This is a genomic window from Saccharomonospora sp. NB11 (assembly GCF_015910535.1).
GTDB lineage: Bacteria > Actinomycetota > Actinomycetes > Mycobacteriales > Pseudonocardiaceae > Saccharomonospora.
The window spans coordinates 128370-142971 of sequence record NZ_JACBJG010000008.1; the positions used below are offsets into that span (position 1 = coordinate 128370).

The 14602-nt window shown below is 70.7% G+C and carries 12 protein-coding genes and 1 pseudogene; 4 read left to right on the forward strand and 9 right to left on the reverse strand.

What is annotated here, in order from left to right; translation table 11 throughout:
* Window positions 1-56: 56 nt before the first annotated feature.
* Window positions 57-521, forward strand: coding sequence for a DUF6292 family protein (locus tag JAV51_RS13960; protein ID WP_197321144.1), 465 nt, complete (start codon window positions 57-59; stop codon window positions 519-521).
* Between the two features lie 122 nt (window positions 522-643).
* On the opposite strand, the pseudogene JAV51_RS20475 reads toward JAV51_RS13960, so the two are convergent.
* From JAV51_RS20475 to JAV51_RS13975, 3 genes and pseudogenes are all read right to left on the reverse strand, one after another.
* Window positions 644-2149: pseudogene (locus JAV51_RS20475) on the reverse strand (amidohydrolase family protein); the annotation flags it as partial.
* A 73-nt stretch (window positions 2150-2222) separates the two neighbouring features.
* On the reverse strand, window positions 2223-2339 hold the full coding sequence (locus JAV51_RS13970; RefSeq protein ID WP_197321145.1) for a methionine/alanine import family NSS transporter small subunit: 117 nt from the start codon (window positions 2337-2339) through the stop codon (window positions 2223-2225).
* Entirely contained in the window at window positions 2339-3859 is a 1521-nt protein-coding gene (locus JAV51_RS13975; RefSeq protein WP_197321146.1) for a sodium-dependent transporter, read from the reverse strand. Before JAV51_RS13975 ends, JAV51_RS13970 begins: the two co-directional genes overlap by 1 nt.
* Window positions 3860-4119: 260 nt before the next feature.
* Here JAV51_RS13975 and JAV51_RS13980 point away from each other — a divergent pair, with 260 nt between their 5' ends.
* A complete protein-coding gene (locus JAV51_RS13980) occupies window positions 4120-5727 on the forward strand; it encodes an amidase (RefSeq protein WP_197321147.1) in 1608 nt (535 codons plus the stop codon).
* Between the two features lie 7 nt (window positions 5728-5734).
* On the opposite strand, the gene JAV51_RS13985 is transcribed toward JAV51_RS13980, so the two are convergent.
* The 3 genes from JAV51_RS13985 to JAV51_RS13995 are packed head-to-tail and all read right to left on the reverse strand — an operon-like array spanning window position 5735 to window position 9443.
* Window positions 5735-6412 (reverse strand): N-acetyltransferase, encoded by a 678-nt coding sequence (locus JAV51_RS13985; RefSeq protein WP_197321148.1) that lies wholly within the window; start codon window positions 6410-6412, stop codon window positions 5735-5737.
* Entirely contained in the window at window positions 6409-8418 is a 2010-nt protein-coding gene (locus JAV51_RS13990; RefSeq protein ID WP_197321149.1) for a TRAP transporter permease, read from the reverse strand. Before JAV51_RS13990 ends, JAV51_RS13985 begins: the two co-directional genes overlap by 4 nt.
* A 23-nt stretch (window positions 8419-8441) precedes the next feature.
* On the reverse strand, window positions 8442-9443 hold the full coding sequence (locus tag JAV51_RS13995) for a TAXI family TRAP transporter solute-binding subunit (RefSeq protein WP_197321150.1): 1002 nt from the start codon (window positions 9441-9443) through the stop codon (window positions 8442-8444).
* A gap of 230 nt (window positions 9444-9673) precedes the next feature.
* On the opposite strand from JAV51_RS13995, the gene ggt reads away from it, so the two are divergent.
* Together ggt and JAV51_RS14005 are read left to right on the forward strand one after the other, a co-directional pair.
* Complete coding sequence (ggt, locus tag JAV51_RS14000; RefSeq protein WP_197321286.1) at window positions 9674-11500, forward strand: gamma-glutamyltransferase; 1827 nt, start codon at window positions 9674-9676, stop codon at window positions 11498-11500.
* Between the two features lie 56 nt (window positions 11501-11556).
* Window positions 11557-12243 carry an antibiotic biosynthesis monooxygenase gene (locus tag JAV51_RS14005; protein ID WP_197321151.1) on the forward strand — a complete coding sequence of 229 codons (687 nt, stop codon included), beginning with the start codon at window positions 11557-11559 and terminating at the stop codon, window positions 12241-12243.
* On the opposite strand, the gene JAV51_RS14010 is transcribed toward JAV51_RS14005, so the two are convergent.
* From JAV51_RS14010 to JAV51_RS14020, 3 genes are all read right to left on the reverse strand, one after another.
* Window positions 12244-13137 carry a DUF4429 domain-containing protein gene (locus tag JAV51_RS14010; RefSeq protein WP_197321152.1) on the reverse strand — a complete coding sequence of 298 codons (894 nt, stop codon included), beginning with the start codon at window positions 13135-13137 and terminating at the stop codon, window positions 12244-12246.
* A gap of 83 nt (window positions 13138-13220) precedes the next feature.
* Entirely contained in the window at window positions 13221-13985 is a 765-nt protein-coding gene (locus JAV51_RS14015) for a tyrosine-protein phosphatase (protein WP_197321153.1), read from the reverse strand.
* Window positions 13986-14125: 140 nt separating this feature from the next.
* Window positions 14126-14566 (reverse strand): hypothetical protein, encoded by a 441-nt coding sequence (locus tag JAV51_RS14020; protein ID WP_197321154.1) that lies wholly within the window; start codon window positions 14564-14566, stop codon window positions 14126-14128.
* Window positions 14567-14602 lie beyond the last annotated feature (36 nt).

Consider the following 14602-nt stretch of genomic DNA (forward strand, 5'->3'; position numbering starts at 1 on the left):
GATCGTGGCCCGGAGAGACCGCCGGGCGGTACCACGTGTGTGTTTTCGGAGCGTCCATGGAATGGGAACTGGGATCCGCAGCCGATCCCGTCGAACGGGGACTGCAGAACTACGTTCGCAACGTCGTCGAGACCCTGGGACTCACCGGTGACTCCTCGTACGTGCAGTCGGAGCCGCTGAGCCTCTACCTCGCGGTGGACGGCCATCTTCCCGGACACCCGAACCGCGACGTCGCCCTGCTGTGGGACGAGGAACGCGGCTGGGCCGGTGCGTTGGAGACCGGCTGCGGCGAGGACCTCATCGTCGTCAGCTACGTCGGCGGCGATCCGCTGCCCAAGCCCGAGGTCGTCGCGAGCTACACCGCCGCGCTGCTGCGCGGTGACGCGCCGGGCCGCTCGGAGCCGCCCGCGTTCCCGGTCGCGGAGGTGCGCCGCGGACTCCGCTGGATGGCGCGCACTCCCGACCTCGCCGGTTCCGCCGCCGGCCGCCCCGCCTCCGTCGCCCCGGCGTGGGCGAGCTGAGTCACGGCGCAACACGCGGACGCCGGACTCGTCGCGCCGACCTGATCGTCGCGCGCGGCAGCCTCGATCTCGTCGAACAACCGACGTCGCTCGGCGGGCCCGTAGTGTCGCCCGCGCGCGATGACCGCGTGGATGTCGCGCGTGTGCCGAATGTCGGTGAGCGGATCGGCGTCGAGCACCAGCAGGTCGGCTCGTGCGCCCGCCGTGATCGTGCCGCTGTCGGCGACTCCGGCACAGTGCGCCGCGTCGCGTGTGGCGGCCAACAACGCCCGAGCCGGTGACAACCCCGCCCGCACCAGCAGCTCCAGCTCGTCGTGGAGGGCCAGGCCTGGGAAGACGTAGGCGGCCCCACTGTCCGTTCCCGCGCCCAGTGGCGCGCCGTCAGCGGCCAGGTCGCCGACGAGTTCCAGGCGAGCGTCCAGATACGCGAGTTCGGTCTCCGCGCGCTCCGGGGTCCACTCCGGCCACGCGCGCACCGTCTCCTCCCACTGCCGGCGGATCGTCGCGGGCAACCACCGCTCGGCCAGGTCTAGCGTCTCCTCGTCGTCGAGGAACCGACTCGGATGCTGCGCGTAGGCGGACTCGACGGCGAGCGTGGGCACGTGCCACGCGTCGTGTGCGACGAAGAGTCCGGCGAGATCGGCGGCCCGGTGCCGGTCGTACGTCTGGAACACCTCGCGTTCGAGCAGCGCCGCGCGCGTGCCCCACCACTGCGGGTCGTCGGGGTCGTCGGGCAGCGCGGCGAGGTAGGCGAAGTGGTCCTCCGCGCGGGCCGCTGTCGACAGGTGCATGCCGTAGTTGTGCTCGACGGAGCGCTGTCCTCGCCGCACCACCTCCTGCACGGGCAGCAGGGAAGGGCTGTGACCCGCGAACGGGAGTCCCACCTGCTGGGCGTGCCGGGCGATGGCGGCGTGCTCGTCGCCATGCAGGAACGAGTACACCTTGAGCAGGTTCGCTCCCTGCCGTTTCGCCTCCCGCGCGGCGTCCCGTGCGTCGGCGTCGGTGTCGATCAGCACCGCGCCGGGGACGGGGGAGTCCGGGCCGTCGAGTGTCATGCTCGCCACCACCATGCGCGGCCCGGCGAGATCGCCGCGCTCGATCCGACGGCGCACCGCGTGGGTGGCCTCCGAGCCTCGCATCTCGCGCACTCCCGTGATCCCGTGCACGAGATGCAGGGCCGGAACCGTGGGCGTGACGTCGGCGGAATGGGTGTGCAGGTCCCACAGCCCGGGCACCACGTAGCGACCCGCGCAGTCGACGATCCGCAGCCCTGGGACGTCCGGCACCTCGTCGGGAGCCCACCGCCCCACCGCGAGAATACGGTCGCCACTGATGACGATGCTGGTGCGGCGACGCGCCGGAGCGCCCGTGCCGTCCCACACGGTGGCGTCACGAAGCAGGAGCGCCCCGTCGGTCGCGCCCTCCCGTTCCGCGGCGGCCACGGCGACCGACCCACCACGACCGAGGGTCGCCGCCGCGACGACCCCGCTGCTCAACCAGGCCAAGAACGATCGCCGATCGAATCCGCTCATCGCACGCCACCTCCCCGTGGGACCGTCACCGTGCCACGACCGACCGGAGTCGATCAACGACCTGGCGGAAAACGCGTCGTCCCCGGCGCCGGACATGCGACGGGGCGGGCACTCCCGACCGGGAATGCCCGCCCCGTGGTCACCAGGGTCCGAGAGGGACCGAGGTCGCTCAGAGTTCGTCCTCCGGGCGGTCCGGATGCCGCCGCAGGCGCAGGATCGCCAGCACGAGGCCACCCCACACGGTTCCGATGGAGACGATGAGCATCACGATGGCACTCGTCGTCATCAGCGCTGCACCTCCTCTTGCACCTCGTCACCGGTCTGGCGGCCGCGCTTCCACGGCACCAGCGAGAGCAGCACACCGAGCACGAGCGCGCCCAGCGCCACACCCCATCCTGCCCCGAGGAGGAACGAACTGGAGTAGCCCTCGTAGTTCTCGGCCAGCTCCGCCTGGAGGCTGTCCCACATCATCCAGCCGAGCACGACCGGGGTGACGGCACCGAGTGTGACGCGCCACCACAATCCCAACCGGATCGCCGACGTGGCGTTGGCGTGGTCCGCCAGCGGCTTGAGCTGACGCAGCACCCACGCGATCACGATGACCGCCACGAACGCCGCGACGACGATGCCGTACTGGTTGATGAAGTGGTCGACGACGTCGAGCAGGTGCACCCCGCCGGTGGTGGGGAACAGCAGGATCGACGCGAGCGCGGTCAACCCGCCGACGATGAGCACCGCGGGCACCCGCCGCAGGCCGGTCCGGTCGGCCACCGAGCCGACGAGCACCTGCACGATGCTGATCAGCGAGGTCAGACCAGCGATGGTGAGCGAGGCGAAGAACAGCACACCGAACAGCTCACCCGCGGGCATGTTCGAGATGATCTGCGGGAACGCCACGAACGCGAGCCCGATGCCACTCGCCGCCAGCTCGTTGACCGGGACACCGGCGTTGGCGGCCATGAAGCCCAGGGTGGCGAACACACCGATGCCGGCCAGCAGCTCGAAGGAGCTGTTCGCGAAACCCGCGACCATCGCCGACCCACTGAGGTCCGCGCGTCGCCGCAGGTACGACGAGTAGGTGATCATGATGCCGAACCCGATGGACAGCGAGAAGAAGATCTGCCCGTAGGCGGCGACCCACACGCTGCCGTCGGTGATGGCCGACCAGTCGGGTTCGAAGAACGCGTTGAGCCCGTCCGTGGCGCCCTCCAGCGTGAGCGCCCGGATGACGAGGACACCGAACAGCACCACGAGCAGCGGGATGAAGATCTTGTTGATGCGTTCGATACCGCCGCGGACACCGATGGCCAGCACTCCCAGCGTGATCACCCAGACCACGATGAGCGGAATCAGGATGCTGCCGACGAAGTCCAGGCCGATCGTGGGGGCGTCCGAGGCCTGGAGGAAGTCCGCGAACAGGAACGCTTCGGGGTCGTCCCCCCACGCCTTGTCGAACGAGAAGCCGGTGTACATGATCGACCACGCGACGATGACCGCGTAGTAGGCGGCGATCACGAAGCAGATCACGACCTGCCACCAACCGATCGCCTGCGCGGGGCGCGACAGCCGGAGGAACGCCGTCGGCGGCGTGGCCCGGTACTTGTGTCCGAGGGTGTACTCCAGGATGAGGAGCGGGATTCCGGCCGTCAGCAGCGCGACGAGATACGGGACGAGGAACGCGCCCCCGCCGTTCTGGTAGGCGACGTACGGGAAGCGCCAGATGTTGCCCAGGCCGACGGCGGAGCCGATGGCGGCCATGAGGAACCCGGCGCGGGAGCCCCATTGCTCACGGTGCTCAGCGTGCATGGCGTGTGTGTCCGAATCGTTCGTGTCGGTGATGGTGGTGTCCGTCGGCCCGCTCGCCGCAGCGCACCACAGTCGATTGTCGGTGGCCGGGCGTCGGACCGCGCGACAGTGACGGAGCGTACCCGGAGTTGATCGCCCAGCCGAGCGGCCGGTTGGGCTCGGCCGAACGGCCGAACGGCGGTATCCGTCGGCATTGGTCTGGACAACGACGCGCGCGACCGGTAGCCCTGAACGAGCACCGTGACGGGAAGGGGGCCGGGATGCGGCGCAGACTGGCGGGTGCTCTCGCAATCGTCTCCGGGGTGTCGATCGCCCTGTCCGTGCTCACCGTCCCGGCCACGGCGGCGTCACCCGATCCCGTGCCGCCACCGGACGTCGTCGGACTGACCGTCACCGACCTGCGCGAGCTGCTCGACGACGGCGCGGTCACCTCGGTGCAGCTCGTCGACGCCTACCTTCGCCGGATCGACACCTACGACCGGGACCGCGCCGGACACTCCGGGCTCCGGTCGATCCTCCACGTCAATCCGGCGGCGCGGGCCGAGGCTGCCCGGCTCGACGCCGAACGCGCGGCCGGTCACGTGCGGGGGCCGCTGCACGGCATTCCCGTGGTGCTCAAGGACAACATCGACACGCACGACCTGCCCACCACGAGCGGGTCGGCAGCGCTGCGCGGACTGCGTCCGCCGGACGACGCCACCCAGGTGGCCCGGCTGCGGAAGGCGGGCGCCGTGGTGCTCGCGAAGACCAATCTGCACGAGTTCGCCATGAGCATCTACACCGTGTCCTCGTTGGGCGGTCAGACGCGCAACCCCTACGACCCGACGCGACATCCCGGTGGTTCGAGTGGGGGAACGGCGGCGGCCGTCGCCGCTTCGCTCGCCCCGGCGGGTCTCGGCACCGACACCTGTGGGTCGATACGCATCCCCGCCGCGCACACCAACCTCGTCGGCGTGCGTCCCACGCTCGGGCTGTCGAGTCGCGACGGCGTCGCCCCGTTGGCGGGAACCCAGGACACCGTAGGACCGCTGACGACCTCGGTCGCGGACGCGGCGTTGCTGCTCGACGCCACGGTGGGCTACGACCCGGCCGACCCGGTCACCGAGGCCGCCCGCGGCAGGGTGCCCGACTCCCACCTCGACGGGCTGCGCCGGGGAGCGTTGCGCGGCGCCCGGTTGGGGGTGGTCACCGACTACGTCGACACCGAGGGGCGTGCCGCGCAGACCAGCGCGCTCGTCCAGGCCGCCACGGCCGACCTGGAAGCCCTCGGTGCCGAGGTGGTGGAGCTGGGACCGCAGGCGGACCTCATGGACGCCGTGGGCAGGGCCAACCGCGTCGCCCACGAGTTCGAACATGATCTCGACGCCTACCTCGCCGAGTCGGCGCGTGGTCTGCCCCGCCGGCTCGCCCATCTCGCCCCACCGAAGGACCGACTCACCCTCGCCGACATCGTGGCCTCGGGAGAGGTCGTCCCCAGCGTGCTGGAGACCTTGCGGGGCTGGGTGGACAGTCCGCCGCTGCCCAACCCGGAGTACGACGAGGTACTGCGCCAGCGGGACCGCCTGCAACGCCTGCTCGCCGCGCTGCTGCGGGACCACGACCTCGACGCGCTGGTGTACCCGTCGATCAGCGAGCCGCCCACGCCGATCGGGGTCGAGCAGTCCTACCGCAACTGCCGCCTCGCCGCGTTCAGCGGCTTCCCGGCCGTGACCGTCCCCGCCGGATTCACCGACGACGGGCTGCCCGTGGGCGTCGAGCTGTTGGGCGAGCCGTTCTCCGAGTCGAGGCTGCTGGGCTTCGCCTACGACTACGAGCAGGCCACGCACCACCGCACGCCGCCGGAGGGATTCCCGCCGTTGCCCCGGTGAGCCGTCGTCAGCTGTTCCGGAGCGGGAACAGCACCTCCTGGCCGATCGGGCGGTAGCCCGCGGCGAGCAGCGCGCGCATCGACGCGGCGTTGCCCGGGGTGACCTGGGCGAACAGCGGCTCCCCTCGCGGCACGTGGCTGCGAGCGGCCGCGGCGAGGGCACGCCCCAGCCCTCGCGCCCGCGAGCAGGGGACGACGTCCATGCTCATTTCCCACCGACCCGCGAGCCCTCGACCCAACACCAGCAGGCCGTCCCCCTCGGCGGTGGTCCAGGCGCGGACGTCGTCACGGAACCGCCGGGCCCGGGTGACGCGGGGATGGCCGTCGTCGAACGGCACCAGCCGCACGCGCGGCGACAGCGACATGCCGGACGCGGGCGGGGCCACGAGCACGGCGTCGTTCTCCCCGACCGTGGTGCCGAGGCGCTCGGCGAGTGCGAGCAGCACCGTGGGATGCAACGGGTCGACGTCCGGGGCCGCGAGCACCGACTCCCACCACTCGGGCTCGACGGGCGCGGTGACGAGGAAGCACCCGGTGAACGCCACGACCGCCGCGGCCGGACCACACTGTGGCGCGACCCGCACCGACCAGTCGGCGGCGGGGAACACGCCGTGTGCCGCGTCCGTGAACAGGGTCGTGACCTCGTCGGCGGTCAGGGGCACGAATGTCGACTCGGGTTCGCTCATCCGGTGACGGCCTCCCCCGCAGCCACCTTCTCATCCCTCGGACGGCCCCATCGACGGGTCACGAACACCGCCGCGATCACGACGAGACCGGCCAACGACACCCACAGGTTCGGGTAGATGGCGGCCAGCCCGCCCACGAGCAGGGCACCGCGCGGGACCGGGCCGTCGTCCGGGGCGAAGCCCACGAGGCCCGCCGCGACGGCCACGATGCCCACCACGGCGGTCACCAGCGTGACGGTGAACCCGCCGACCGTCGCGTCCTGCAGCAGCAGTTGTGGTTCGAGGACGAACACGTAGGGAACCAGGAACGCCGGGGCCGCGAACTTGAGAGCGGTGACCCCCGTGCGCATCGGGTTCGCCCCGGCGATGCCCGCACCCGCGTAGGCGGCCAGACACACCGGCGGCGTGATGTCGGCGACGATGCCGAAGAAGAAGACGAAGAAGTGGGCGGCCACCAGCGGCACGCCGAGCTGTACGAGGATCGGCGCGGCGACCGTGGCGGTGACCACGTAGTTGGCGGTGGTCGGCAGGCCCATCCCGAGCACCAGGCACGCCACCATCGTGAACAGCAGGATCAGGAAGAAGCTGCCGCCCGCGAGGTCGACGATGCCGCCGGCGAGCTTGCCGCCGAGCCCGGTGCGGGTGACCGTGCCCGCGATGATGCCCGCGCTCGCGCACGCCGCGATCACCGGCAGCGCTGCACGGGCGCCGGCCTCGAACAACTGCGCGAACCGCGCGGGGGACAGGCGCGTGTCGGCGCGCACGAGGCTCACCAGCAGGGCCGTCACGATGCCGAAGAGCGCGGCGTTGGCCGGGGAACGTCCCGCGAGCAGCAGGCCGATGATCACCACGAGCGGGGCGAGCAGATACGCGCGACCGAGCAGCCCGCGCAACTGCGGGAGCTGGTCCTTCGGCGAGCCCAGCACACCGGTGCGCAGCGCCTCGAAGTGCACCCCGCTGAAGACGCCCAGGTAGTACAGCAGTGCGGGCACGATCGCGAACAGGATCAGTTCGTTGTAGGGGGTGCCGGTGTACTCGGCCATGATGAACACGGCCGCACCCATCACCGGCGGCACGAGCTGTCCGCCCGTGGACGCGGTGGCCTCCGTCGCCCCCGCGACGTGGGGCCGGAATCCCGCGCGCTTCATCATCGGGATGGTGAACGACCCGGACGCCACCGTGTTGGCCACCGAGCTGCCCGACACCATGCCCTGCAGTCCACTCGCGACGACCGCGGCCTTGGCCGTGCCACCGGTGTAGCGGCCGGTGAGACCGAACGCGAGGTCGTTGAAGAACTGCCCGATGTTGGTCTTGACCAGCACGACGCCGAAGAACAGGAACAGGAAGATGAACGTCGACGACACCTGCACCGGAGTGCCGAACACCGACGTCGAGCTGTAGACCGACTCCGCCACCAGCGAGTCGAAGCTGAACCCCGGGTGGGGGAAGATCGGCATGGCCGGCCCGTAGTAGCCGTACGCGAGCGCGGCCAGGGCGATCACCACGATGGGCAGCCCGACGCAGCGGCGGGTGGCCTCCAGGATCAACACGATGGCGGCGGTGGCCACGACCACGTCGAACGGGGTGAAGCCGAGGACCACCGCCTGGGTGGTGAGCCGTTCGTACTCGACGACGACGTAGCCGTTGGCGAGCAGCGCGAGCGCACACAACACCACGTCGTACAGCGGCACGCCCGGCCTGCTCGCCCACTCCTTCTTCGCCGGGTACAGCAGGTACACCAGGCTCAACGCCATGCCGACGTGCACCGCGCCCTGGATCACCGAGCTGAACGTGCCGAACAACGCGGTGTAGAGCTGGAACAGCGTCAGCCCGGTGCCGAGCACCGCGACGACCCACTTCCACGCCCCGAGCCGGGTGCGATAGCGACTCTCGCGGTCGTAGGCGCGGGCCTGCTCCTCCGCCGAGGTGGAGGTGTCGGTGCGGTCCGGTTCCTCGGTCGACGGCGTCGCCGCGGGGGGCTCGGGCTCGCCGGTGTCCTGGGCCATGCTGCGGTCGTCCTTCCGGCGCGTCAGTCGAGCACGCCCTGTTCCGCGAGGTACTTGCGTGCGCCCGGATGCAGCGGCACGTCACCCTGGCCCAGCGTCGCCTCCTCGACCGTGATGAGGTCCTTCTGCGCCAGGGTCAGCGAGTCGGCGTGCTCGTAGAGCGCCTTCGTCAGCTCGTAGCCGAGTTCCTCGCTCACCTGCGTGGTGGAGGCGTACAACGACGCGAAGACCGACACGGTGGGCACGGGCTCGTCGAGGAAGTCGTACGTGTCGGCGGGAATCTCGTACTTCTCGAAGCCGCTCTCCGCCACGATCGCGTCGAGTTCCGGGCCGTCGAGGGGCACGAGCTTGACCCCGCCGGTGGTGGCGTGCAGTTCCTGCAGGCTCGCCGCCGGAACCCCGAGCACCTCGATGGAGGCGTCGGCGTTGCCGTCCTGCAACTTGGTCTTGGCGTCGCCGAAGCCCTCCTCCAGCGCGGTGTAGGAGCCCTTCTCCAGGCCGTAGGCGGCCAGGATCTGCTCCGCCGCCTCGCGGGTGCCGCCACCGGGCGGGCCGATCGCGACGGTCTTGCCCCGCAGGTCGGCCACCGAGTCGATGCCGCTGGACTCCAGCGTGATGATCTGCGCGGCCTCCGGGTACAGCTTGCCGATCAGCCCGACGTTCTCGACCTTCGCGCCCTCGAACTCGCCGACACCGTTGACGGCGTTCTGCGCGGTGTTGTGCTGGGCGATGCCGAGCTGCAACTCGCCCCGCGCGATCTTGGCGAGGTTCTCCACCGACGCCCCGGTCTCCACCGCCGTGACGTTCAGGCCCTCGACGTCGATGGTGTCGACGAAGATGCTCGCGTACTCCTGCCCCAGCGGGTAGTACACACCACCGGTGCTGCCGGTGCCGAGCTGCAGGTCGTTGGTGACCCCGCCTCCGCCGCCTCCGCCGGAACAGGCCGTGGCCGCCATCGCCACCGCCGCGACCATCGCTGTGACCGCGAGGCCGCCGCCACGCTTGTGGCCTGTCGTCGTCCGCACGCCTGTGCCTCCTCCGTCGAGCGCTGTGGTCTGTACCAAACCTTCGTGGTGACGCGCGTCTCGGCGAACGCGCCGACGCCGATCGTTATCCGTTCGCGATCTTCCGGCGCCACGGGAGAAGCGACTGCCGCGAACGGGCGAAGTGGATTACTCCGGGCGGACCACGGTCGCGTGGCTGTCCGTCCTGGACGATGCTGGAAGCGACCCTGCTGACGACCCAGGAGGTGCGGATGTCCCCGCTCGTCACCCGGTCACGCCGCCGACGACTACTGGCCGCATTGACCGCGGTGGGTGTGACGGCGAGCCTCGCCGCGGTCACGTCGCCGACCGCGGCGGCGAACCCACGGCACGTCGAGAAGCAGCCGGTCGCGGTGGGCACCGGGGGAGCGGTCAGCTCGGTCGACCCGTACGCGACGGAGATCGGCCTGGAGGTGTTGCGACGCGGCGGCAACGCCACCGACGCGGCGGTCGCGACGGCGGCGGCCCTCGGCGTCACCGAGCCGTACAGCGCGGGGATCGGTGGCGGCGGCTTCTTCGTGCACTACGACGCCGCGACGGGGCAGATCCAGACCCTCGACGGTCGTGAGAAGGCCCCGGCCGCCATGCCGCACGACGCGTTCATCGACCCGGAGACGTCCCAGCCCTACCCGTTCTTCCCCGACATGGTCACCAGCGGGGTCTCCGTCGGCGTGCCCGGCACGGCCGCCACGTGGGACGCGGCCCTGCGCGAGTGGGGGACGTACTCGCTCGCCGAGGCGTTGCGTCCCGCGACCCAGCTCGCCCGACGCGGCTTCGTGGTGGACGAGGAGTTCCGCGAGCAGACGCTCGACAACGCCGAACGGTTCTCCGCGATCGCCCCGACCGCCGAGCTGTTCCTGCCCGACGGCGACGCCCCGGCGGTCGGCTCGGTGTTCCGCAACCCGGATCTCGCCGACACCTACTCCCAGCTCGGTCGCAAGGGCGTCGACTGGTTCTACACCGGACCGATCGCCGCCGAGATCGCGGAGACGGTGCAGAACCCGCCCCGCAGCGGTGAGACGGACCTGCCCGTGCCACCGGGTCACCTCACCGTCGAGGACATGGCGGACTACGCCCTGGAACGCCCCGAACCGACGCGACACGACTACCGCGGCTACGAGATCGTCGGCATGGCCCCGCCGTCGAGTGGCGGCACCACCGTGGGCGAAATGCTCAACATCCTCGAACGGTTCGACCTCGCGTCGATGACCCACGAGGAGGCGCTGCACCACTACCTGGAGGCGTCCGCCCTGGCCTACGCCGATCGCGGTCGTTACTCCGGCGACAGCCGGTTCGTCGACGTCCCGGTGGCCGAGCTGCTGTCGGACGATTTCGCCGCCGAACGCGCGTGCCAGCTCGACCCCACCACCGCCGCCGACAAGCCCGTCGCGGCGGGCACGGCCGACGGTGACTACGACCCGACGTGTCAGAACACCGACACCGAGGTCGTCGAGCGCCCGGACACGGAAGGCCCGTCCACCACGCATCTGTCCGTTGTGGACCGGTGGGGCAACGTCGTGGCCTACACGCTGACGATCGAACAGACCGGCGGCAGCGGGATCACCGTGCCGGGACGCGGGTTCCTGCTCAACAACGAGCTGACCGACTTCAGCCACGTCTACGACCCCGAGGACCCGAACCGCATCGAGGGCGGCAAGCGGCCCCGGTCGTCGATGTCGCCGACCATCGTCCTGCGGGATGGCGAACCGTGGTTGGCGTTGGGCACGCCCGGCGGGTCCACGATCATCACGACGGTCGCCCAGACGTTGCTCAACCGCATCGACCTCGGCATGGACCTTCCGGCCGCGCTCGCGGCACCACGTGCCACCCAGCGCAACACCGTCACCGTGACGGCCGAACCCGGCTTCCTCGACGCGCACGGCGCCGCGCTGGAGGCGTACGGACACCAGTTCTCGACCACGTCGGCCTTGGGTGCGGCGGCGGCCGTCGAGATCCTGCCCGACGGGGCGGTGCAGGCCGTGGCCGAACCGGTTCGCCGCCACGGCGGGGCCGCGGGAGTCGTGCACCCACGGCGGTGAGCAACCCGGTCGTTCGACAGATGCTCGGGCGGCACCCACGCGCCTAGCGTGCGGGTATGACAGCGAACGACAACGCGGTATCCCCGGAAGCCCTTCCCGACGTGCGCCGCATTGACGTGGGACTCGTCGTCGTCGACACCGTCGCGGTGCCCGACCGGGCGCGGCAACGGCAGACGGCCGACGCGCTGCTGGCCGCCGACCGTCCGTGGGACGCCGGGCTGCTCACCGACAGCGTCCTGCTCTCCACCGACGGGCTCGGTGTGCTGCGGTACTCGCAGTGGAGTGACGACGCCGCCGTTGCCGACACGCACCGTCGCTCGTCGGCCGCCGTGTCGACGACCGGCGACGCCACGCGGTCGGTCCGGCACCGGCTCTACCGCAGCGCCGTTCCCGACGATGCTCCTACACCGGGTGTCGTCGTGGTCGTCACCTTCGACACCGACGACGCCGACGTCGGGCGCCGGCTGGTGGACGCGCTCCTGGACCGACACCCCGTCGTGAGGGGAACCGCCGTCCCCGCCGGGATGGGAGGCAATCACTTCCATCTCGCCGACGACGGAACACAGCTGCTCAACTGGGCCGAGTTCGCCGACGAGGACGCACACCAGCGGGTCGTCGACACGGCGTTGCGACCCGACGACGACGTGCCTCGTCTCCTCGCCGAGACCCCGGGCCTGCGGCCGCGAGGGTTCCGCCGCTACCTGCCGTACGGCCTGGTGAGCCGAGGGAGCACGACCCGCTAGTCAGCTCGACAGCCTGCGCAGCAAAGCCTGCTTGGCGGCGGCGAACTCGTCGTCGTCGAGGATGCCGTCCTGGTGCAGGGCGCCGAGTTCGCGCAAGCGCTTGAGCACGCCGTCGACGTCCTCGAGCGCGCTCTCCCGGGAACCCTCGGTCGAGGCGGGCAGCGCGGTCGGTGAATCCTCGGCGTCCGCGGGGGCCTGCGGGTGCGGCAGACGGGCGGTGACCGCCGCCGCCACCAGCACGGTCATCAGCTCGTTCTCGGTGCCCCACATCAGGCGCACGCAGTGAGGGTCGGTGTCGGGCGGCAACGTGGTCGGCACCCCGCGGACCCGGAACCTCAACAACCCGTCGTTCAGGCCGACGGTCGGTCGCCAATCGACGCCCTCGATGCTGTCGAGCGCGAGTTCGGTGCGGTGCAGCTTCCGCTTCGCGTCGGGAGCCTGCCAGCTCCACTCCAACACCACTCGCTGCCCGTCGAACGACACCGCTCCCTCGCTCACCGACACCGTCACCGGCACGACTGGTCCGGGAAGGGCGTATCGCCGGAAGGACGCCGGATCGTCGTCCGGTCGCCTCGTGAACCGCACGGCGTCGACGAGGTACTCGGCCGTCTGCTGCTGGTCGGGTTCCACGGTGAGCTGGTACGGGTCCGCGTTGTCGGGCAGGTGCCCGCTCGCGGCCACGGACAGCGGGTCGGCACCGTCCTTGAGCCGCACCCGGAGGCGTCCGCTCTTCTTCCCGGGCTCGTAGGTCACGCCGCTGATCGCGGCGAGTGGCAACTCCAGTTCGCCGAGCGTCTTCCGCACCTTGTGCACGCGGCGATGCGAGCCGGGCGTGATGCGGAGTGTCTCACCGTCGAAGGTCCAGGTGCCGAAGGGCGACGTGATCTCGGCCATGCGGGAAGGATAGGGCAGCGACCGTGGCGAGGTCCGACGCCCGCGACGGTTGCCCGACGTGGTGGCCTCCCCACGCCCTCCTGTCAGGCCCGGAGCCTGCGGTACAGCGAGTCGAGCTCGTCGTCGGTGAACCCGTTCTTGCCGAGCACGTTCGTCACTCCGCCGTACCGCTTGTCGACCACCTCCAGGAACGCCTCCATGGTCTCCGCCCTGGGGCGATGGTGGTCCTCGGGAACGGTGTCGATGCTGCCCGCGTACGTGGCGGAGTTGCGGAGCCGTTCGAGGATCCGACTCAGCCGCTCACCGGTCGCCGCGTAGTCACGGATGATGTCCTCCCGGCGCGCACCGGCCACGCTGAGGGCGAACGCCACCACCACGCCGGTACGGTCCTTGCCCGCCGCGCAGTGCACGAGCGCCGCGCCGGACGCCTGGTTCACCGCCCGCAACGCGGCGACGATGCTGTCGGGGCGTTCCTCCACGTAGCCGAGGTAGTGGGCGCACGAGGGGTCGCCGGGGTAGCGCTCCTCCTCCCGCTTGCGGCGCACGAGCAGTGCTTCCTCCGTGGCGGCGAAGCCGTGCTCGGGCAGCAGCGAGTGGTTGACGTGCGTGATGTGGCCGAGCCGGGTCAGCGGGGACGGGGCCTCCGCGGTGACCTCGAAGGTCGATCGAAGGTCCACAACGGTGCTCAACCGCATGTGGTCGACCAGATACGTCACGTCGGCCGGGGAGAGGTTCTGGAGGTTGTCGGAGCGGAGCAATCGGCCCCGCGCGATGGCACCACCGTCGTCGGTGGGAATTCCCCCGACGTCGCGGACGTTGACGGCACCTTCGAGATCGAGCCACAGCACGTCGCCCAGTCTGGCAGGATCGGCCCCCGTCCGCCAGGACGATTCCCCGTCCGGCCTAGTGTCCTAAATAGACTGAAAAATGTGACGGTGGTGCGCCCCCGAGGACCGAGGACGCACCACCGAGCACCGAGATCAGTGTGTCACGAGCAGCGAATCCTGCGGTTCTCCGAGAAATCGACGACGCAGGCCGCCCACTCGACCACGCTGTCCTCGTAGTAGTTCTTGTTGCACACGCCCCAGGTGCCCGCGCCGAGGCGGTTCTCACATTGTCCCTGCCGGTACAGCGAACCGTTGCGGTAGTTGTTCCACACCGCGACCGCCGAGGCACCGTCGGCCGCCGTGTCCTTGACCCACCACTTGTCCCCATACTGCTGGAAGCACGCGATCGCACCCGTGACCTCGATACAGCTGACGTCGGCTGGCGGCGTGCCCTTCACCGCGCGGTCGACCTCGTACGCGGCGGCCGACGCCCCTCCTTCGTCGGCCGCCGCCCCCACCTCTTGGGCAGCCGTCGCCGTGGCCGGCAGAACCGCCAGAGCCAACGTGGTCACACTCAACGTGAACGCGCGGATCATCCGCATCGTCTCCCCCTTGTGTCGTCGTGTGTCCCCGCACCC